Genomic DNA, 18301 nt, shown 5'->3' with positions numbered 1-18301 from the left:
AATGGTCGACGCGGAACGGTACCTGGCCGGGATCGGATATCCCGACCCGGTGGACCACACCCCCCGGGCCCTGCGGGAATTGCACCGCCGTCACATGGAACGGGTCCCTTACGACAACTCCGCATGGGTCGAGCGCGGCGAGTCGGGGCTCATCGCGGCGGACATCGACCTCGACGCCGTGTTCGGCGCGGGAGTCCTCGGCGGCCGTGGCGGCAACTGCCTGGAGCTGAGCGGCTCGTTCCACCGGCTGCTCGACGGGCTCGGATTCGAGCCGGAGATCTACTCGGCAGCGCTGTGGGAGCCGGACGGCCGGTTCGCCGACGCCGAGGCGCACCTCCTGCTCGGCGTCCGGCTCCGGGGCGAGCTGTGGCTGGTGGACGTGGGCTTCGCGGGACCCGGCTTCATCGAGCCGCTCCGCGTGACCGACGGCGTCCAGGAACAGCACGGCTGCGGATACCGGGTGACGGAGAACGGCGGCCGCCTCACGATCGAACGCCGGCCCCGGGACGGCGCCTGGCGCGCCCTCTACCGGTTGACGCCCAGACCGCGCGCGTTCGGCGACTGGCACGACGGGCCCGACGGCGTCGGCCGCCGCGCCTCCACGGGGGAACTGGTCGCGGCCACCACGGTCATGCGGGCCCGCGCCACGGAACGCGGGCAGAGCGTCCTCGTCGGCCGGGTCCTCACGACCGTGGACGACGGCGTTCAGAGGACCCGCGTCCTGGTCGACCCGGCCGAGTTCCGGGCCGCGACCGACCGCATCCTGGGGGTGCCCGCCGGTGACCGTTGACCTGCAGGCCGACGTCGTGATCGTCGGGCACGGACCGATCGGGCAGACCCTCGCCGCCCTCCTCGCCCAGCGCGGCCGGAGCGTCATCGTGGTCGAACGCTGGGAACGCCCGTACACCCTGCCGCGCGCCGTGGCCTACGACGGCGAGTCCGCGCGCATCCTCGCCTCGGCCGGGATCGATCCCTCGCTCGGCGAACGGGGACGGCCCCTCGGCGACTACGTGTGGCGCAACCGCGCGGGCGAGGACCTCCTGAACTTCACGGGCCTGGGCCGCATCAGCCCCCAGGGCTGGCCGGTGGTCACCTCCATGTACCAGCCGGGCCTGGAGGACGCCTTGATCGCGCGGGGCGCGGAGCTGCCCGGCCTGCGCGTGCATCGCGGCCACGAGGCGACGGCGATCGTCGACCGTGGCGGGTCGGTGCTGCTGACCGCCGAGCCCCGGGGCGGCGACCACGGCCGCGAGCCGCTGCGGGTCGAGGCGGACTGGCTCGTGGGCTGCGACGGGGCCAACAGTTTCGTCCGCGCGGCGATGGGCGTCGGGTTCACCGAGCTGGGGTTCGGCCACGACTGGCTGATCTGCGACGTCACGCCCACGACGCCGCGCGAGTACGTCCCCGACAACCTGCAGATCTGCGACCCGGAACGGCCTCGGACGTCGGTCGCGGCGGGCCCGGGGCATCGGCGGTGGGAGTTCATGCGGATCGACGGCGAGACGATCGCGGACCTCGACACCCCCGAGGCGGCGTGGCGGTTGCTCGCCCGCGAGGGCGAGACCCCGGAGAACGCCACCCTCGACCGGCACGCCGTCTACACGTTCAAGGCCGGACACGCCGCCGAGTGGCGGAAGGGACGGCTGCTGCTGGCCGGGGACGCCGCCCACCTGATGCCGCCGTTCGCGGGGCAGGGGATGTGCTCGGGCTTCCGGGACGCGGCCAACCTCGCCTGGAAGCTGGACCTGGTGCTCGCCGGCCTGGCGGACGACGACGTGCTGGACACCTACACCGACGAGCGCCGCGAGCACGTCCAGCACGCGATCCTCCGCTCGGTCGAGCTCGGCCGCGTCATCTGCGAGCCCGACCCGGACGCCGCCGCACGGCGCGACGAGGAGATGATCGCCGCCCTGCGCGCGCTGGGCGGTTCGCAGCGGGCGGTGCTGGAGGTTCGGCCGCTGAGCGGCGGACTGCTGCACACGACCGGGGGCGATCTCGCCCCGAACGGCGAGGTCACCGTCGACGGTGCGACGGGCCGCTTCGACGACGTCGTCGGAACGGGCTTCGCGCTGATCTCCCTCGACCCCGTCGAGGGGCTCCTCGACGAGGGGCGGCGGGCGTTCCTGGAGAAGCTCGGTGCGCGCGTCGTCCGCGTCGTTCCTACGGGCGCGCGACCCGGGGCCGACGAGGCGACCGACGTGACCGGTGTGTACGCCGCCCACCTGGCCGAACGCTCCGCGCGGACGATGCTCGTCCGGCCCGACTTCACCGTCTTCGGCACCGCCGCGGGGCCGGCCGGGACCGCCGCCCTGATCGACGACCTGGGCGCCCGGCTCGGCCCCCGGCGGGCTACTTCACGGCGGTGATGAGCCGATCGAACCCCGACAGGGACCGCACCCGGCGGTCCCGGAACCCGGCCTTGCCGAGCCAGTCGAAGCACTCCTCGGCGCTGTAGCTCGGACCGCCCCGCTGGTCGACCAGCATGTGCAGGCCGACCAGCAGCCCGGCGGCGCTGTCGGGCCCCCGGGTCTCCTCGAGCAGCGTGTCCACGATCAGGATCGTGCCGCCCTCGGGGAGCGCCCGGTACGCCTTGGCCAGCAGCATGTGCCGCGTCTCGGCGTCCCAGTCGATCAGGATGTGCGCGAACAGCAGGGCGTCGGCCCGGGGGAGCGGTCCGGCCCGGAAGTCGCCGGCCTCGAAGCGCGCCCGATCCTCCAGGCCGTGCCGCGCGACGGTCCGGCGGAAACCGGACACGCCCGCCGGCAGATCGAAGCCGATCCCGCGCAGGTGCGGGTGGGCGGTGAGCAGCCGGGCGAGCAGGGACCCGTCCGCGCAGCCGATGTCGGCGACCGTGCCGACCCGTTCCCACGCGAAGCCCCCGGCGATGGCGGCCCGGAGCGCGGTGGAGGTGGCGAACATCGCCTGCTGGAAGCGCTCCGCCAGTTCGGGGTCGGCCTGGATCGCGTCGTAGGGGAACTCGCCCCCGTACGACTGCGACTTCCCGGTGCGCAGCGCATCGGCGAGCCGACCCCACGACCAGTACCAGTGGCTCCCGATGTACGCCAGCAGCCCGCCGAGGTAGGAGTCCGCCTCGGCGTCACCGAGATGGGCCGCGGTCACGGGCGTGTTCGCGTAGACCCCGTCCCCTCGTTCGAGGAGCCCGAGCGCGGCGAGCGCGTCGAAGAAGTCCCGCGCCCCCCGCTCGTGCAGGCCCAGCCTCCGGCGGAGGCTCTCGCCGTCCATCGGGCCGTCCCGGAGCGCCGTGAAGACGCCCACGTCGACGGCCGCGTGCAGCACCTGCGAGACCATGAAGCCGGTGGCCATGTCCCGCAGGCCGCCGTCATCGCCCGCCCCCGCGATCAGCGCGCCCAGACGGGCGGCGTCGTGGACGTCGGTCACCTCCACGACCTTGCCGTCCGCGAACCGCCACGTGTGGACGAACGGCACCGCCTCATCCCCCGCGCGGTAGTCGCCGAGCACGACGACCCGCTCGTCGGACGCCGGCACGAACTCCCGGGCCCGCGGCCGTACGTCGTTCGGGAGCGGGGGCGGCGCGGACGGGACGCCGTCCGCGAACACGTCGGCCGCGGCATCGGGGTCTCCGCGGCCGAGCGCGGAGTAGTGGGTGCGCAGGAGTTCCTCGTTCGTTGGCATGGCCGCCCTTCGGGTGCGGTGACCCCGGCCGCCTCGGAGACGTCCTCGAGGACGTCCTCGGAGGAGCCCTCAGAGACGTCCGAGGGTCAGTCGGAGCAGGTCGTCGAGACCGGACTTGATCTCCTCGACCGAGAGTCCTTGATGCCGGCGCTGATAGACGATCAGGCTCGGGGTGAGCGGGGCGAGCAGCGCCTCCGCCAGGTAGTGGACCTTCGCCCCCGGCAGGAGCGCGCCCAGCAGGGTGACCAGGTGGAGCCGGCGGGTGGCGTGGTGGCCGGAGCCGTACCGGATCTGCGGCGCGACACCCTCGGCGACCAGCAGCAGGTCCGGCTGCCGTTCGACGTGGTCGACGATGGCGTGCAGGAACGCGCGGACCCGTTCCGCCGGGGGGGCTCCGGGCCCGAGCGGCGGCGGCCCCTGCATGAAGTCCTCCTGGAAGCGGCGTTCGCCGCCGTCCAGCAGCGCCAGCAGCAGCCCCGCCCGGTCACCGAACCGTCGGTAGACCGTTCCGATGCCGACCTGGGCCGCGTGCGCGACCTCGTCGAGGGACAGCTTCTCCGCCCCGCCCTCGGCGACCAGCTCCGCGGCGGCCCGGAGGATCTTGCGCCGGCTCCGCGCGGCGTCCGCGCGTTCGGCCGGCCCCTGCCCGATCACCGGCAGGGTCTCGGTGATGAATCGCACCGTCACGCCGCGTCTCCTCCGCCCGTCCGCCGAGTCCGGAGTCTAACCGGGCCGCACGTCGTCCCACCGGGGGCCGCCGCCACGCGAGCCGCGCCCGGAACGCCCCGTCCCGTCGTTCGAGGACGAGCAGTCCCTTGACGAACTCGGCGCGGCGGACCTGGTCCCCTCCGACCCACGCGGGGTCGGAGGAGACGGCCACGTGGTGCACGACCCGGTCGGTCTCCAGCCGCCAGCCCCCGCTATAGCCGATGTAGCCGGGCCGGGAGTCGCCCCGCATGAGGTGGACGGACATGTAGCCGTCCGCCCCGTAATAGAGCGTTCCGCGCGCGTCGGGTCCGAGCGGCCCGTCGTGCGGCCTCCCGTCCTCGTCGAACTCGGCCATGGAGACGAGCTCCCACGACCCGACCAGATCGGCGGCGTCCATCTAGTTCTGCAGCCCGGCCAGGAGCTGACCGGTGATGGTCGCCAGGTACCGCCCCTGGAACCGGGCCGCCGACAGCGCCTTCTCGTCGGGGCGCGCACCGCCGACCTTCGTCGGGTGCGACACCCCGTACGGGTTGCCGTAGGCGTCGGGGACGCTCACGTCGTTGTACCCGGGCGGCACCAGCACCGACCCCCAGTGGAACGCCTGCAGATACAGCGCGATCAGCGTCGCCTCGCTGCCGCCGTGCAGGTTGATCGTGCTGGTGAAGCCGGTGAACGGCTTGCTGGTGAACGTCCCGTCCAGCCAGAGCTGCCCGGTCGAGTCGAGGAACTGCTTGAGCTGCGCCGCCACGTTGCCGAACCGGGTCGGCGTGCCGAACGCGTACCCGTCCGCCCAGCGCAGGTCGTCGTGATCGGCGACCGGAACGTCCGCGCTCTCGCCCGCGTGCGCGCGCCAGGCGGGGTTGGCGTCGATCGCCGACTCCGGCGCCAGCTCGGCCACCCGCCGGACCCGCACCTCCGCACCGGCCTTCTCGGCTCCCTCCGCGAGCGCGCCGGCGAGCGCGTGCACGCTCCCGGTCGAGGAGTAGTAGATCACCGCGATCTTCGGGGACATGGCCACCTCGTCCTTCCCGCCGGGCCCGGCCGGTCGCCGAACCCTCCCAATGGCGACCAGATTAGTAGGAGATCTCTCCGCTTGCAATGACTAAGTGGAGATTCCTCCGCCATTCACGCGGTCGAGGGCGCGTCGATCCCGGGGTTGACGCAGGTCTCCGCCGCGGGTCATAATCAACGCATCGGTTGAACAATTGAGAGGTTGAATACGAGATGGCGGACGATCAGCTCAGCGTCACCTTCGCCGCGCTGGCCGACCCCACGCGCCGGGCCCTCCTGGCCCGACTGGCGGAGGGGGAGGCGACCGTCAACGAGTTGGCGGAGCCCTTCTCGATCAGCCTTCAGGCGATCTCCAAACATCTGAAGGTGCTCGAACGGGCCGGGCTGATCAGCCGGGGCCGGGAGGCGCAGTGGCGGCCCTGCAAGCTGGAGACGGCTCCGCTGGAGGGCGCGTCCGCCTGGATCGAGCGCCACCGCGAGATGTGGCGCGATCGGTTCGACCGCCTCGACCTGGAAATCCAAGAGATACAGCGCAGAAGGAAGGGACCAGACCATGGCCGAGACTGAATTCGTGATTGAGCCCGGCAAGCAGGACATCGTCATCACCCGCGTCTTCGACGCGCCGCCGGCCGTGCTCTTCGAGGCGTACACCGACCCGGAGATCGTCAAGCGGTGGATGGGCCCGCGCAAGTACGAGATGACCATCGACCGCTGGGACCCCACCTCCGGTGGCTCCTACCGGTACGTGCACCACGCGGGGGACGAGACGTACGCCTTCCGGGGCGTCTTCCACGACGTCGAGGAGGGCAGCCGGATCGTCCAGACCTTCGAGTTCGAGGGCATGCCCGGCCACGTCTCGCTGGAGTCCGTGACGTTCGAGGAGATCGAGGGCGGTCGGACCAAGGTCGTCGGCCTCTCCGTCTTCCAGTCCGCCGAGGACCGTGACGGCATGGCGGCCTCCGGCATGGAGACCGGCGTCAAGGAGGGCTTCGAGCGCCTCGACGAGGTCCTGGCCTCCCGCTGACCCGGGCCATCGGCCCCGCCCACCGAGGGCGGGGCCGTCCCGGGCCGTCGTCCGCCCGTGTCCTTCACCGTCCGACGGCCGGACGGTCGTACGCGGCCTGACCACACCTGACCGGGAACGATACTGAAGCGCTCATCAGGTGGCGCGACGCGCGGACGCTCGCGGCCCGTGGCCGAGAGAGGATCTTCGTGCAGCATCCCCCCGTACGACCCAGGCCGCGTGTCCCGTCTCAGGGTGCATGACCCGCCCTTCATGAAGCGCACCGCGTCCGACCGCCGGGTGATCGCGGTCGTCGTCGTGGTCCAGGCGCTGATCTCCCTCGGCTACTTCGCGGTGATGACGCACGTGGTCCTCCACCTGCGCGACGACCTCGGCCTGCTCGCCGGGACGATCACCCTGATGCTCGGGCTCCGCACCGCCCTCCAGTACGCGCTGTTCCTACCGGTCGGCGCCGTCATCGACCTGGTGGGGGCGGCGCGCGCCGGCGTGGTGGCCTGCGCGCTGCGGGCGGTCGGCTTCGCGGCGCTCGGTGCGGCGGGCGGCCCGCCCGGTCTGTTCGCCTCGGTGCTGCTGTTGGCGGTCGGCGGCGCCCTGTTCCACGCGGCGGCCCAGTCGCTGCTCGCCGGGGTGGCCCCCGAACGCCGCGCCCGCGGGTTCGCCGCGTACACGGTGGTCGGTCAGGCGGCGGCGGTGGCCGGTCCGCCCGCCGGCCTGCTGCTGCTCGGCGGCGGTTTCGGCCTGGTGGCGACGGCCGCCGCGACCGCGTGGGCCGTCGCCGCTCTGCTGTTCCTCCTGCTGAACGACCGGCCCCGCACGCCGCGCGGACGCACCCGGATCACCGAGGTGGGCCGCCGGATGTCCGGGAGCGTGGCGACGGTCCTCCGAGACCGAGGCTTCGTGAGGTGGGCGCTGGCGGTCTCCCCGGTCACCCTCCTCCTCACCCAGACGATGACCGTGGTGCCGCTCACGGGGTCCGGCCCCGGACGCACGACCCTGTTCCTGTCCGTCGCGGCCCTGGTCGCGAGCCTCGTACAACCGTGGTGCGCCGCGGCCCGCCGAGGAGAGGACCCCCGCGTGCTCAAGACCGGCCTCCTGTGCGCGGGTGCCGGATACGCACTCCTGGCGGCGCTCCCGGACGAAACGGGACGCCTGACGGTCCTCCTGCTCGCGTCCGTCCTCAGCGGCCTCGCCACCGGCCTGTGCCACGCGGCCACGTTCCAGACCCTCGCCCGCTCCGCGCCGCCCGGCCGGTTCGGCGCCTACTTCGGCGTGCTCCACTTCTTCTCGGGCCTGGTCGCCTTGGCCGGCGGCACCGCAACCGGCCGACTCATCGACGCCGCCCCGTGGGGCACGCCCCTGGCCCTCACCCTCCTGGCGACCCTGTCCGTCCTACCCACCCTCGCCCTCAGAGGCCCCCACGAAGACCAACCACACCGACCAAGAGCCCACACCAAGGCCGCCCCACCGTGAACACGAGCCCCAAAGGGGCGGGCGGGCGGGGGAGGACGGAGGACAAGGGGGCGTGGGGGCGGAGCCCCCACACCGGGGGGTCCGGGGGGTCGCCCCCCCGGGAAAACACTGCGGCCCTCCGGCGAAGCCGACCCGAAGGGTCGGCGAGCACGGAGGGCCGGCGCGGGGGTCGCCCCCCGGGAGAACACTGCGAGCCCCCGGCGAAGCCGACCGAAGGTCGGCGAGCACAGGGGCCCGGCACGTGGGCGATACTGGGATTGAACCAGTGACCTCTTCCGTGTCAGGGAAGCGCTCTCCCACTGAGCTAATCGCCCTTAGAGGTGGAGACGGGATTTGAACCCGTGTACACGGCTTTGCAGGCCGTTGCCTCGCCTCTCGGCCACTCCACCAGAAGTGAGGCCGCGCTGCTCGGCCCCTCAGAGCGGACGACGGGATTCGAACCCGCGACCCTCACCTTGGCAAGGTGATGCTCTACCACTGAGCCACGTCCGCATGGGTGTCCCCTCGGGAGGGCTCCTCGTGGGGCCTTCCGTTCGGTGACGCAAGAGAAGATTAGCGGGTCCGGGCCGCTTCCCCAAACCGGTTTGCCGGTCCGGGGGACTCGCGCGGACGGGAGGGGAGGTGTCGGCCGTCTGGCCCTGGAGTGACGGCTCTGTGGCGAGGCGGGGACACTTGTCCCATGAAGGACGCGTTCGCCCATGTCGGCGGGACGCTGGCCACCGGGCTCGCCGACGTGACCAGCGACCCGGCCGCGCTGGACTCCGGCGGGTGGTGGGCGGTGGTGGTGACCTACGAGGGGAAGGTCACCTGCGCCCGCTTCACCGACGTGCGGCCCGGCCGGCCGCCCGCCGCGCCGTGGCGCGGCCCGGAGAAGTGGACGACCTCGCTGGACGAGTCCGCCTACGTCGCGGGGGTGCGCCGCATCCAGGACGCGATCGCCGACGGGGTCGTCTACCAGGCCAACCTGTGCCGGGTGCTGTCCGCGCCGCTGCCCGCCGGCGCCGACATCGCGGGGCTGGGGGCGCTCCTCGCCGAGGGCAATCCCGCGCCGTACGCCATGACCCTGCGGCTGCCCGGGACGGAGATCGCCAGCGCCTCCCCGGAGCTGTACCTGGCGCGGGACGGGGACGTGGTGGAGTCGAGGCCGATCAAGGGCACCGCGCGCACGGTCGCCGGCCTGCTGCCCAAGGACCGCGCCGAGAACGTGATGATCGTCGATCTGGTCCGCAACGATCTGGGGCGGGTCGCCGAGGTCGGCTCCGTGGAGGTCCCGGCGCTGTGCGCGGCCGAGGAGCATCCGGGGCTCGTCCATCTGGTGTCGACGGTGCGGGCGCGGTTGCGTTCGGGGGTCGGCTGGCCCGAGCTGCTCGCCGCGTCGTTCCCGCCGGGGTCGGTCACGGGCGCGCCCAAGGCGAGTGCGCTCACCCTGCTCGACACGCTCGAACCCGTGCCCCGGGGCCCGTACTGTGGTGCCATCGGCTGGGTGGACGGGGACTCCCGGCGCGGTGCGCTCGCGGTCGGCATCCGCACCTTCTGGACGGCGGACGGGCTGTTGAACTTCGGCACCGGAGCGGGCATCACATGGGGTTCGGACCCCGTCGGGGAATGGCGCGAGACCGAGCTCAAGGCGGCTCGGCTGTTGGAGGTGTCGACTGGTGAAGGTCTGGGTCAACGGTGAGCTGCTGGCTCCCGAGGACGCCCGCGTGTCGGTCTACGACCACGGCATGCTGGTCGGCGACGGGGTCTTCGAGACCGTCAAGGCGGTGCGCGGCGAGCCGTTCGCGCTGACCCGCCATCTGCGCCGGCTGGCCCGGTCGGCGGCGGGCCTGGGCCTGCCGGAGCCGGACGCCGAGGCGCTGCGCCGGGGCACCCTGGACGCGCTCGCGACGGCCCCCGCGTGGCCGTTGGCGCGCATCCGCATCACGTACACCAGCGGCTCGGGGCCGCTGGGCTCGGACCGGGGGCGCGAGGGCACGACGGCCAGCGTCATCGTGGCCGAGCAGCAGCCGTTCCCGCCGATCGGCGAGGTCGGCGTGGTGCCGTGGCGGCGCAACGAGCACGGCGCGCTGGCGGGGCTCAAGACCACCTCGTACGCCGACAACGTGGTCGCCCTCGCGTACGCCAGGCAGCGCGGTGCGGGCGAGGCGATCTTCGGCAACCTCGCCGGGAACCTGTGCGAGGGCACCGGCTCCAACGTGTTCGTGGTCCGCGACGGCCGTCTGATCACGCCGCCGCTGTCGTCCGGCTGTCTGGCCGGAGTGACCCGCGAGCTGGTCCTGGAGTGGTGCGGCGGCGAGGAGGCGGATCTCCCGCTGGCGGAGTTCGCCGAGGTCCAAGAGGCGTTCCTGACCTCCACGACCCGTGACGTCCAGCCGATCCGGGCGATCGACGGGACCGCCCTGCCGGTGGCCCCGGGGCCGGTGACGGCGAAGGCGATGGAGACCTTCGCCGCCCGCGCCGCCGAGATCACCGATCCCTGAGGCCCTCAGCCGCCTTCGACGAGGCGCAGGCCGCCGACGCCGACGAGGATGAGGCCCAGGAATCCCAGTCGCACCGGTGAGGCGCTCTCGCCGAACGCGACGATCCCGGCCGCGGCGACCCCGGCGGCCCCCAGACCCGTCCAGACCGCGTAGGCGGTGCCGACCGGGAGCGTGCGCAGCGCGATCGTCAGCAGGACGACGCTGGCGATCGCGGTGGTCACGCCGATCAGGGCGGGCCACGCCTTGGTCAGGCCGTCGGACTGTTTGAAGGCGACCGCCCACACGCATTCCAGCGCGGCGGCGCCCAGCAGGATGAGCCAGGTCATCGTTCGGTCTCCCTCCGCCTCGGTCACGCGGCGAACCCGCCGTCGACGGTGATCGCCGTCCCCGTGATGTACGCGCCGCCGGGGCCCGCGAGGTGGGCCACGGTGGCGGCGATCTCCTCGGCCTCGGCGTAGCGGCCGAGCGCGGTGAGGGCCCGTTCGGCGTCGGCCTCGGGGGCGTCGGCGGGGTTCATCTCGGTGTCGGTGGAGCCCGGCTGCACCAGATTGACGGTGATGCCGCGCGGCCCGAGGTCGCGGGCCAGGCCCTTGGTCAGCCCGGTCAGCGCCGACTTGCTCATGGCGTACAGCGTCCAGCCCGGGTAGGGGAGCCGTTCGGCCAGGTTGCTGCCGATGCCGATGATGCGGCCGCCGCCCTCCAGGTGGGGCGCGGCGGCCTGCGCGGCGATGAACGCGGCCCGCGCGTGCACCGCCAGCGCGTGGTCGATCTCCTCGACGGTGACGTCCTCGAACGGCCCGTAGGGGGCGATCCCGGCGTTGTTGACCAGGATGTCGAGCCCGCCGAGCCGGTCGACGGCGCGTTCCACCGCGTCGGTGACCGCCGTGGGGTCGGCGGCGTCGGCGGCGATCGCGGTGCCGCGCCGTCCGGCGTCCTCGATCTCGGCGACGACGGCCCGCGCCCGGTCGGCGGATCGGGCGTACGTCACCGCCACGTCGGCGCCCTCCCGGGCCAGCCTGCGGGCGATCGCGGCGCCGATGCCCCGGCTGCCCCCGGTGACCAGCGCGACCCTGCCCGTCAATGCCGTCATGTTGAGCGCTCCTCACTAAGCGGAAAAGTTTCCGATTTCGGTCTCCCACGCTAAGCGGAAAGCTCTCCGGATGCAAGGGTGCTCCGGTAGGCTGCGGACGGGAGGGACGACAGCCGTGACCGCAGCCCCGGGGACGCCGGCCGCGACGCCGCGCCGGAACCTGCCCCTGCTCGGACGCCCGCCCGTCGAACGCGCCGACGCGGCCCGCAACCGCCGCCGGATCCTCGCCGCCGCCGCCGAACTGGTGGCCACCCGCGGCGTCGCGGCCCTGTCGATGGACGAGGTCGCTCAGGCGGCCGGGGTCGGCGTCGGGACGGTGTACCGGCGGTTCGGCGACCGCGCGGGCCTGGCCTACGCGGTGATCGACGATCGTGAGCGGCGGTTCCAGGCCGCGTTCCTGTCGGGCCCGCCGCCGCTGGGCCCCGGCGCGGACGCCCACGCCCGGCTGCGCGCCTTCCTGCACGCCCTCGCCGAGCGCACCGACGAGCAGGTGGACCTGCTGCTGATGGCCGAGCTCGACTCCCCGGCCGCCCGGTTCGAGCAGTCCTACGACGTCTACCATCGGCACCTGGTCCTGCTGATCCGGGGGGCCGCCCCCGAGGCCGACGCGGTCTACCTCGCCGACGCCCTGCTGGCCCCGTTCGCCGCCAACCTGGTCGCCCACCAGCGGCGGACGCGCGGCATGTCGGTGGAGCGCATCAAGGCCGGGCTGGACGCGCTGATATCCGGATTGGCCCGTTCCGGCTGAATCCATCGTGGAATGCCCCGGGCGGCGTCACACTGGGCTGCGTGTACGACTTCGACATCCTCGTGCTCGGATCGGGACCCGGCGGGCAGCGCGCGGCGATCGCCGCGGCCAAGCTCGGACGCCGCGTCGCGGTCGTGGACAAGCGCACCATGATGGGGGGTGTCTGCATCAACACGGGGACGATCCCGTCCAAGACCCTCCGTGAGGCCGTCATGTACCTCACCGGGCTCAATCAACGCGAGCTGTACGGGCAGAGCTACCGGGTCAAGGACGAGATCACCGTCGCCGACCTGGGCATGCGCACCCAGCACGTGATCGGGCGCGAGGTCGACGTGATCCGCAGCCAGCTCGCCCGCAACCGGATCACCGTGCTCAACGGCTCCGGGCGCTTCCTGGACCCGCACTCGGTCGGGATCGCCGACGGCGGCGGCCAGGAGCGCAAGGTCACCGCGGAGAAGATCGTCATCGCGACCGGCACCCGTCCGGCCCGGCCGGCCACGGTGGAGTTCGACGACCACACCATCATCGACTCCGACGGCATCATCCGCATGGAGCAGGTCCCGGCGACCATGGTCGTCGTCGGCGCCGGGGTGATCGGCATCGAGTACGCCTCGATGTTCGCCGCCCTCGGCACCAAGGTCACGGTGGTCGAGCGCCGCGAGCGGATGTTGGAGTTCTGCGATCTGGAGATCGTGGAGTCGCTCAAGTACCACCTGCGCGACCAGGCGGTCACCTTCCGGTTCGGCGAGACCGTGCAGGCGGTGGAGAAGCGCCCGCGCGGCACCATCACCGTCCTGGAGAGCGGCAAGCGGATCCCCGCCGACACCGTGATGTACTCCGCCGGCCGGCACGGGATGACCGACGCGCTGGGCCTCGAGGCGGCCGGGCTGACCGCCGACGGGCGGGGCCGGATCGCGGTGGACGGGCGCTACCGCACCGCCGTGCCGCACATCTACGCGGTGGGCGACGTGATCGGCTTCCCCTCCCTGGCGGCCACGTCGATGGAGCAGGGCAGGCTGGCGGCGCACGACGCCTGCGGGGAGTCGGTGCACGAGATCCACGAGCTGCAGCCGATCGGGATCTACACCATTCCGGAGATCAGCTTCGTGGGCCGCACCGAGGACGAGCTGACGGCGGGCAAGGTGCCGTTCGAGGTGGGGGTGTCGCGCTATCGGGAGCTGGCCCGGGGGCAGATCATCGGCGACTCGTACGGGATGCTCAAGCTGCTGGTGTCCCCGGAGGACCGTTCCCTGCTGGGGGTCCACGTCTTCGGGACCGGGGCCACCGAACTGGTCCACATCGGACAGACCGTGATGGGCTGCGGGGGAACGGTGGACTACCTGGTCGACGCGGTCTTCAACTATCCGACGCTGGCGGAGTCGTACAAGGTGGCCGCGCTCGACGCGATGAACAAGATGCGGCAGATCGCGCTGCTCAGCGAGTGACGGGCGCCCGCCCCCGGAGGGCCTCCGGTGGGCGAGGCCTCAGGAGGGCCAGAGCAGGTTCTCCAGCTCGGCCTCCATGTCGATGAACTCGGGCTCCCGGCCGGCCGGGACGGCCCGGTAGGTGCGGTGCAGGAAGTCCGCCAGCGGCGGCAGCGGCACCTCGAAGAGGGCGTCGCCGAACGGTGAGGACAGGGAGATGTGCACGATCCGGTCGTCGTCCGGTTCGGCGGGCCAGACCTGGACGTCGCCGTCTCCGACCTTGCGCACGATGCCGACCGTCAAGAGTTCGCGGGCGAAGATCCATTCCACCGGTTCGTCGTTGCCGACGTAGAAGGACATCCGGATGGCGTACGGGTCGTCGGCGGCGTACTCCACCTCCGCGAGCAGGGGAACGGTCGTGCGGTCGGGGACGACGAGCCGGAGGCCAAGCTCGGCTGAGATGGTGCTGCTGTTCATGGCCAATCCTTCAGACGTCGGTCCCGCTGACGCGCGGGGACGGTCCATGGGAGCCGGGCTCCCTTTCCCCGGACATCCCCGCGATCTATGACGCGTAACTGCGGGAACTTGTGGGAACATTCCGTCGCCACGCTGTGGTGTGACCTATATCACTCTCCTGATTTCAGGCTCTGACCTGGGCAAAGACGGACCAAACGGCTCGTGGTGCGGCGCTGAGGGCCCCCTGAGCGCCCGAACACCCGCCGGTCCCCTCCTGTCCGACGATCGGGGACCCGTCCGAGGTTGCCGGATGGAGTCACGAGTGTCCCAATGTGGCCAATCGGTCTCCTCGGTCCGTGGAGTGGTCCGGGGATGGTCCTCGGGGCGGAGGCGCTCATCCCGGCCGGTGAGTAGGCTGATCGGATCGACAAAGGGGCACAACCCACCTTGGCCGGCCACGCCGGGGGAGATCGCAGGGGACGAGCGTGACGATGCACCGGGACAGAGAGCGGTCGGGACCGGCCGACGCGATCAAGGAGGCGGCGGAGGCCGTCGAGGACGCCGTCGAGGAGCTGGGGGAGGCCGCGGAGGACACCGCCGAGGCCGTCACCGGCCGGTACACCCGCTTCCGCGAGTTCATCCGGCGCAACCGGCTGCTCAACACCACGTGGCGCATCGGCGTCTTCACGGTCGGCGTGACGGTGCTGGTCGGCGGTCTGGTGATGATGATCGCGCCGGGGCCGGGCATCCTCGGCATCATCCTCGGCCTGGCCATCCTGGCCACCGAGTTCGCCTGGGCGCAGCGGGCCCTGCACAAGGCCCGCGCCGCCGCCGAGAAGGCCAAGGAGAAGGCGCTCGACCCCAGGACCAAGCGGCGCAACGCCATCCTCGCGGTGGTCGGCGGTGTGCTCGTGGGGGCCGCGGTCATCGCCTACCTGATGACCTACAAGTTCACGCTGCCCTGGAACATCACCGACTACACGCCGTGGGAGGGCTGAGCGGACCCCCGCCACCGCCCTCTTTCGACGCGCGGTCACTCCCGGCGGACGCGTCGCCCGCTGACGCTCCTGGCGGACAGCCTGATGTACGCCTCGCGGGCCCCGGCGGGCCAGGGGGTCACCCCGGCGGCGTCGGCGCCCTCCTCCTCCGACATCCGGTGGGCGCCCCCGCGCACGAGAACGCTCCAGCCCTCCCGGTCGGTCTCGTCGAACGCGTCGACCTCGAAGGCGATCCGCACCTCCGCCTCGGCCATCACCGTCGACAGGCTCTGGTTCAGCCGGCCCTCCGTCGCGGTGCGGAACACGACCGACTCACCCTCCACGGCGTAGTTCACCGGGATGACGGTCGGCCCCTCCCCGTCGTCGAAGGCCACCCGGCCGACTCCGCCCGGTGCGATCAGCCGCAGGCACTCGTCGCGGTCGATCTCTTCCAGCTTCCGGCCCAGGGACGCGCCTCCGGACCCGCCTGCCTGATTCATGGTCCCCCCTCGCTACTGCGCTACCCCGGCGGGGACCCCGGACACCCGCCATCGGGTGTCCGCCGTCAGGTGCGCAGGGCCAGGACGCGGTAGGTGTTGCTGTGGCGCGGCAGCAGCGGCCGTAGGGTCGCGTCCAGCAGGAGACCCGACAGCAGCGCGGGCCCCGCGAGGCCCAGCGCGGCGACCCGGCGGGCGCGGTCGACGGCGGTGGGCGGGCCGACCTTCCAGGGTCGGCTCGGCCGCGGCCCGAACCGATTGAGCGCCGCCCATGCGGCGAACGCGAAGTCGTGCCCGATGTCGGCCCGACGGCGCTCCACCGCCACCACGGAGAACCCGCGCTCGGCGAGGGCCCGTTCCAGGTTGCCGAACGGGATCAGGTGCAGATGCTGGGGCTGGAACCAGGGGATCCAGTACCTCCCGAGCAGCCGGCCGAAGACGCACTCCGGATCGGGGAGCTCGATCAGCAGATGCCCGCCCCGGTCCAGGACGGACGCCGCCGCGTCGAGCTCCCGCAGCGGCTCGGTGGTGTGCTCCAGGTAGTGATGCATGCTGACCACGTCGTGACGCCCCGCCAGGTCGGGGACCAGCTCGGGGAACGACCCCCGGTGCGCCTCCCCGATCCAGCCGCGCCGCCGGGCCTTCATGACGCTCTCACCGCGGTCCAGCCCGGTGAACCTGGTCCGCGGCCACACCTCCTTGGCCGTACGGCAGAAGTGCCCGTAGCCGGTGCCGACGTCGAGCCAGGTGCGCGGCACCGCGTGGCCCCGGAGCATCTCCGCCCGCCGCCGGTACGAGCGGCGCGCCATCCCGAACCCGCGTTCGACGGCCTCGGCGCCGAGCCCGTCGTAGAAGTCCCGGTAGTAGAAGTCCAGCCCGGCCTCGTTGAGGCGCGGATTCTGGAACACGTGCCCGCAGTCCCGGCATCGCTCCAGGACGAACCTCCCGGGCTTGGCCTGGACGAGGTCCGGCGAGGTCAGACGGACCTCCAGGGCGTGCGAGCCGCACCAGGGGCAGTCGGGGCGACGCGGCTCCAGGAAGCGCGCGACGCCCTGCGCGAGGTCGGCCCGGTACCGACTCCGCAGGTCCTGGTCCGTGATGAGGGTCATGTCCACCTCGGGGGTTCGGCACTGGTGCTCACGGAGAGTAACAATCACCGGGTGTCGCGTCACGCACGCCCCACCGGACGCCGAGGGCGCTCGTCGACGAGCCGGTGGGGATCGTGCGCGCGGTCGGGGTGCCGGTGATCGCTCGGTCCGGCGCCCGCCCCGGGCCTCGGGTCAGGTGTTCCGTCGGCTCCGCGTGAGCGCCAGGCCGGCGAGCAGCAGGCCGACCAGGCCCGCCGCCAGGCCGATGCCGCCGAGCGCGCGGGCGGTGCCGTCGGAGGCGTCGACCGTCACGCTCGGCCCCGCCGCCGGCGTGACGCGGGCCGTGGTGACGGGCTTTCCGGGCCCGGTCAGCTCGAGCACCGGGGCGGGGTGCTCCGGCTCGGTGCCGTCGGCCCTCGGCTCCTCGTTCCAATGGACGACCTCGCCGCCCGAGTACGTCTGGTCGGCCTTGAAGACCAGTTGCCCGGTGTCGGTGGGCAGCGGTCCGAGCGAGACGTCGAACTCCTGGAACTCGCCGGGCCCGATCCTCCCGCCCGACCAGGTGATCTTCGTGACGGCGGTGGTGATCTCGCCGTCGTGGACCTTCAGCGGGACGGCCAACCGGGTCTCGTCCGCCTTCACCGTCCAGCCGGGAGTGGGCCTGACCGACACGGAGGCGATCGGGTGGTCGGCGGGCAGCTCGATGACGACCTTCGTGGTCGAGGCGTCGTCCCGCTCATTGGGGACGCGGAAGGACACCTTCGACCACGACCCCTGCTCGGCGGTGCGGGGGTTCACGGTGACATGGGCCAGTGCGGGCCCCGCCGTGACGGCCAGGGCGACGGCGGACAGAGCGGTGATCGCCGAGACACGGCGAAGGACGCGAGGGGACATGGGACATCTCCAAGGGTTCCGGGAACGCTGCGGCGACGCCCGTCGAAGGACGGGCGCACGGGAACGAACCCCACGAGGTGGGGTCGTGGCGTGAGGGCGCTTCAGAGCGCCCGGGAACCCCTCGGAGGCCCGCGCAGCACCAGCGCGTACCTCAGGAACGCCGTGCGAGGCCGTGCGGCGGAGGCGTCGGTCGAAGGGACGAGCGGCCCGGCCGCGACGTCCGGGTCACCGATGATCGGCAGCAGCGGGCGCAGCAGGGTCCCCGCCGCCATGCGCGCCAGCCGCCACGCCCGCCGCTCACCCCGGCGCAGCCACCACGCGGACGCGGCGGCGGCGAGGAGGTGGGCGAACGCCATGCCGGGTCCGTTCGCGGCCTCGTCCGAGACGACGAGAGGATCGCCCGCGTGATGCGCCTGGCCCGCGCCGAGCAGGGCGTGCAGCACGAACTGACCGCCGAGCAGCCCGCCGAGGATCGTGGCGAGGGATCGCTCATGGCCCGCCAGGACGAACGCGAGCCCCAGCATTCCGCAGAAGGCCGCCGCGACCGCCCCGAGGCCCATCGCCGAGCCGGACGCCGTCCAGTGCCCCAGACACGTCAAGATCACGCACACGGCGGCGAAGACCGACGCGCGCACCGATCGGAGCGGCGGCGAGGGGGACATGACGGCTGACATGGTGCCATGTCCCCTCGGAGACCCCTCCGGCGACCGCCCCGCCGACGGAACGGGCGGCCCCATCGATCTCACCTGGCGAGACACGATTGACCCCTATATTACCTAC

At 72.7% G+C, this 18301-nt stretch carries 20 protein-coding genes, 3 tRNA genes and 1 pseudogene; 10 read left to right on the top strand and 14 right to left on the bottom strand.

Annotation, left to right across the window (positions count from 1 at the left end; all coding sequences use genetic code 11):
• Nucleotide 1: 1 nt before the first annotated feature.
• Nucleotides 2–790: an arylamine N-acetyltransferase family protein gene (locus DFJ69_RS00785; RefSeq protein WP_116020692.1), complete on the top strand. Its 789-nt coding sequence runs from the start codon at nucleotides 2–4 to the stop codon at nucleotides 788–790.
• Entirely contained in the window at nucleotides 780–2366 is a 1587-nt protein-coding gene (gene mhpA, locus DFJ69_RS00780; RefSeq protein ID WP_116020691.1) for a bifunctional 3-(3-hydroxy-phenyl)propionate/3-hydroxycinnamic acid hydroxylase MhpA, read from the top strand. Before DFJ69_RS00785 ends, mhpA begins: the two co-directional genes overlap by 11 nt.
• On the opposite strand, the gene DFJ69_RS00775 is transcribed toward mhpA, so the two are convergent.
• The 4 genes and pseudogenes from DFJ69_RS00775 to wrbA form a co-directional block, all read right to left on the bottom strand.
• The gene (locus DFJ69_RS00775) at nucleotides 2350–3654 is read right to left on the bottom strand and encodes a methyltransferase (RefSeq protein WP_211328462.1); all 1305 of its coding nucleotides are present in this window, start codon (nucleotides 3652–3654) and stop codon (nucleotides 2350–2352) included. The two genes, mhpA and DFJ69_RS00775, sit on opposite strands and share 17 nt — an antisense overlap.
• A gap of 69 nt (nucleotides 3655–3723) precedes the next feature.
• Nucleotides 3724–4341, bottom strand: a complete 618-nt coding sequence (locus DFJ69_RS00765) for a TetR/AcrR family transcriptional regulator (protein WP_116020690.1) — start codon at nucleotides 4339–4341, stop codon at nucleotides 3724–3726.
• A 121-nt stretch (nucleotides 4342–4462) separates the two neighbouring features.
• Nucleotides 4463–4759: pseudogene (locus tag DFJ69_RS00760) on the bottom strand (lipocalin-like domain-containing protein); the annotation flags it as partial.
• Nucleotides 4760–5374 carry an NAD(P)H:quinone oxidoreductase gene (gene wrbA / locus DFJ69_RS00755; protein ID WP_116026301.1) on the bottom strand — a complete coding sequence of 205 codons (615 nt, stop codon included), beginning with the start codon at nucleotides 5372–5374 and terminating at the stop codon, nucleotides 4760–4762.
• A gap of 212 nt (nucleotides 5375–5586) precedes the next feature.
• Here wrbA and DFJ69_RS00750 point away from each other — a divergent pair, with 212 nt between their 5' ends.
• The 3 genes from DFJ69_RS00750 (at nucleotide 5587) to DFJ69_RS00740 (ending at nucleotide 7867) form a co-directional block, all read left to right on the top strand.
• A complete protein-coding gene (locus tag DFJ69_RS00750; RefSeq protein ID WP_116020689.1) occupies nucleotides 5587–5940 on the top strand; it encodes an ArsR/SmtB family transcription factor in 354 nt (117 codons plus the stop codon).
• A complete protein-coding gene (locus DFJ69_RS00745) occupies nucleotides 5927–6397 on the top strand; it encodes an SRPBCC family protein (RefSeq protein ID WP_116020688.1) in 471 nt (156 codons plus the stop codon). Before DFJ69_RS00750 ends, DFJ69_RS00745 begins: the two co-directional genes overlap by 14 nt.
• A 234-nt stretch (nucleotides 6398–6631) precedes the next feature.
• Entirely contained in the window at nucleotides 6632–7867 is a 1236-nt protein-coding gene (locus DFJ69_RS00740; protein WP_147312158.1) for an MFS transporter, read from the top strand.
• Nucleotides 7868–8109: 242 nt separating this feature from the next.
• Here DFJ69_RS00740 and DFJ69_RS00735 read toward each other — a convergent pair.
• The 3 genes from DFJ69_RS00735 to DFJ69_RS00725 all read right to left on the bottom strand — a co-directional run bounded on the left by DFJ69_RS00735 (nucleotide 8110) and on the right by DFJ69_RS00725 (nucleotide 8359).
• Nucleotides 8110–8181 (bottom strand) — tRNA-Val (locus DFJ69_RS00735).
• A 4-nt stretch (nucleotides 8182–8185) separates the two neighbouring features.
• Nucleotides 8186–8256 (bottom strand) — tRNA-Cys (locus DFJ69_RS00730).
• 31 nt (nucleotides 8257–8287) lie between these two features.
• Nucleotides 8288–8359, bottom strand: a tRNA-Gly gene (locus tag DFJ69_RS00725).
• Nucleotides 8360–8546: 187 nt separating this feature from the next.
• Between DFJ69_RS00725 and DFJ69_RS00720 the strand changes: the two genes are divergently transcribed.
• A complete protein-coding gene (locus DFJ69_RS00720) occupies nucleotides 8547–9545 on the top strand; it encodes a chorismate-binding protein (RefSeq protein WP_116020686.1) in 999 nt (332 codons plus the stop codon).
• Entirely contained in the window at nucleotides 9523–10347 is an 825-nt protein-coding gene (locus tag DFJ69_RS00715; protein ID WP_211328461.1) for an aminotransferase class IV, read from the top strand. The genes DFJ69_RS00720 and DFJ69_RS00715 overlap by 23 nt, the downstream gene beginning before the upstream one ends.
• 5 nt (nucleotides 10348–10352) lie before the next feature.
• On the opposite strand, the gene DFJ69_RS00710 is transcribed toward DFJ69_RS00715, so the two are convergent.
• Both DFJ69_RS00710 and DFJ69_RS00705 read right to left on the bottom strand, forming a co-directional pair.
• Nucleotides 10353–10673, bottom strand: a complete 321-nt coding sequence (locus DFJ69_RS00710) for a DMT family transporter (RefSeq protein WP_116026299.1) — start codon at nucleotides 10671–10673, stop codon at nucleotides 10353–10355.
• A 23-nt stretch (nucleotides 10674–10696) separates the two neighbouring features.
• Nucleotides 10697–11437, bottom strand: coding sequence for an SDR family NAD(P)-dependent oxidoreductase (locus DFJ69_RS00705; protein WP_116020685.1), 741 nt, complete (start codon nucleotides 11435–11437; stop codon nucleotides 10697–10699).
• 115 nt (nucleotides 11438–11552) lie between these two features.
• On the opposite strand from DFJ69_RS00705, the gene DFJ69_RS00700 reads away from it, so the two are divergent.
• Nucleotides 11553–12185 (top strand): TetR/AcrR family transcriptional regulator, encoded by a 633-nt coding sequence (locus DFJ69_RS00700; protein WP_245973900.1) that lies wholly within the window; start codon nucleotides 11553–11555, stop codon nucleotides 12183–12185.
• Nucleotides 12186–12226: 41 nt separating this feature from the next.
• Nucleotides 12227–13630, top strand: coding sequence for a Si-specific NAD(P)(+) transhydrogenase (gene sthA, locus DFJ69_RS00695; RefSeq protein ID WP_116020683.1), 1404 nt, complete (start codon nucleotides 12227–12229; stop codon nucleotides 13628–13630).
• Nucleotides 13631–13669: 39 nt separating this feature from the next.
• Here sthA and DFJ69_RS00690 read toward each other — a convergent pair whose 3' ends face one another.
• Nucleotides 13670–14086, bottom strand: a complete 417-nt coding sequence (locus tag DFJ69_RS00690; RefSeq protein WP_116020682.1) for an SsgA family sporulation/cell division regulator — start codon at nucleotides 14084–14086, stop codon at nucleotides 13670–13672.
• Between the two features lie 470 nt (nucleotides 14087–14556).
• Here DFJ69_RS00690 and DFJ69_RS00685 point away from each other — a divergent pair, with 470 nt between their 5' ends.
• Nucleotides 14557–15063 (top strand): PGPGW domain-containing protein, encoded by a 507-nt coding sequence (locus tag DFJ69_RS00685; RefSeq protein WP_116020681.1) that lies wholly within the window; start codon nucleotides 14557–14559, stop codon nucleotides 15061–15063.
• A 35-nt stretch (nucleotides 15064–15098) separates the two neighbouring features.
• On the opposite strand, the gene DFJ69_RS00680 is transcribed toward DFJ69_RS00685, so the two are convergent.
• From DFJ69_RS00680 to DFJ69_RS00665, 4 genes are all read right to left on the bottom strand, one after another.
• Nucleotides 15099–15542 (bottom strand): pyridoxamine 5'-phosphate oxidase family protein, encoded by a 444-nt coding sequence (locus tag DFJ69_RS00680; protein WP_116020680.1) that lies wholly within the window; start codon nucleotides 15540–15542, stop codon nucleotides 15099–15101.
• 65 nt (nucleotides 15543–15607) lie between these two features.
• Nucleotides 15608–16648, bottom strand: coding sequence for a class I SAM-dependent methyltransferase (locus tag DFJ69_RS00675; protein WP_116020679.1), 1041 nt, complete (start codon nucleotides 16646–16648; stop codon nucleotides 15608–15610).
• Nucleotides 16649–16819: 171 nt separating this feature from the next.
• The gene (locus tag DFJ69_RS00670; protein WP_116020678.1) at nucleotides 16820–17521 is read right to left on the bottom strand and encodes a YcnI family copper-binding membrane protein; all 702 of its coding nucleotides are present in this window, start codon (nucleotides 17519–17521) and stop codon (nucleotides 16820–16822) included.
• A gap of 101 nt (nucleotides 17522–17622) precedes the next feature.
• Nucleotides 17623–18195: an MFS transporter gene (locus tag DFJ69_RS00665; protein WP_147312157.1), complete on the bottom strand. Its 573-nt coding sequence runs from the start codon at nucleotides 18193–18195 to the stop codon at nucleotides 17623–17625.
• Nucleotides 18196–18301: the final 106 nt, after the last annotated feature.

The sequence above is a fragment of the Thermomonospora umbrina genome, assembly GCF_003386555.1.
Classification (GTDB): domain Bacteria; phylum Actinomycetota; class Actinomycetes; order Streptosporangiales; family Streptosporangiaceae; genus Thermomonospora; species Thermomonospora umbrina.
This window is presented reverse-complemented; position numbering and strand designations above follow the sequence as displayed.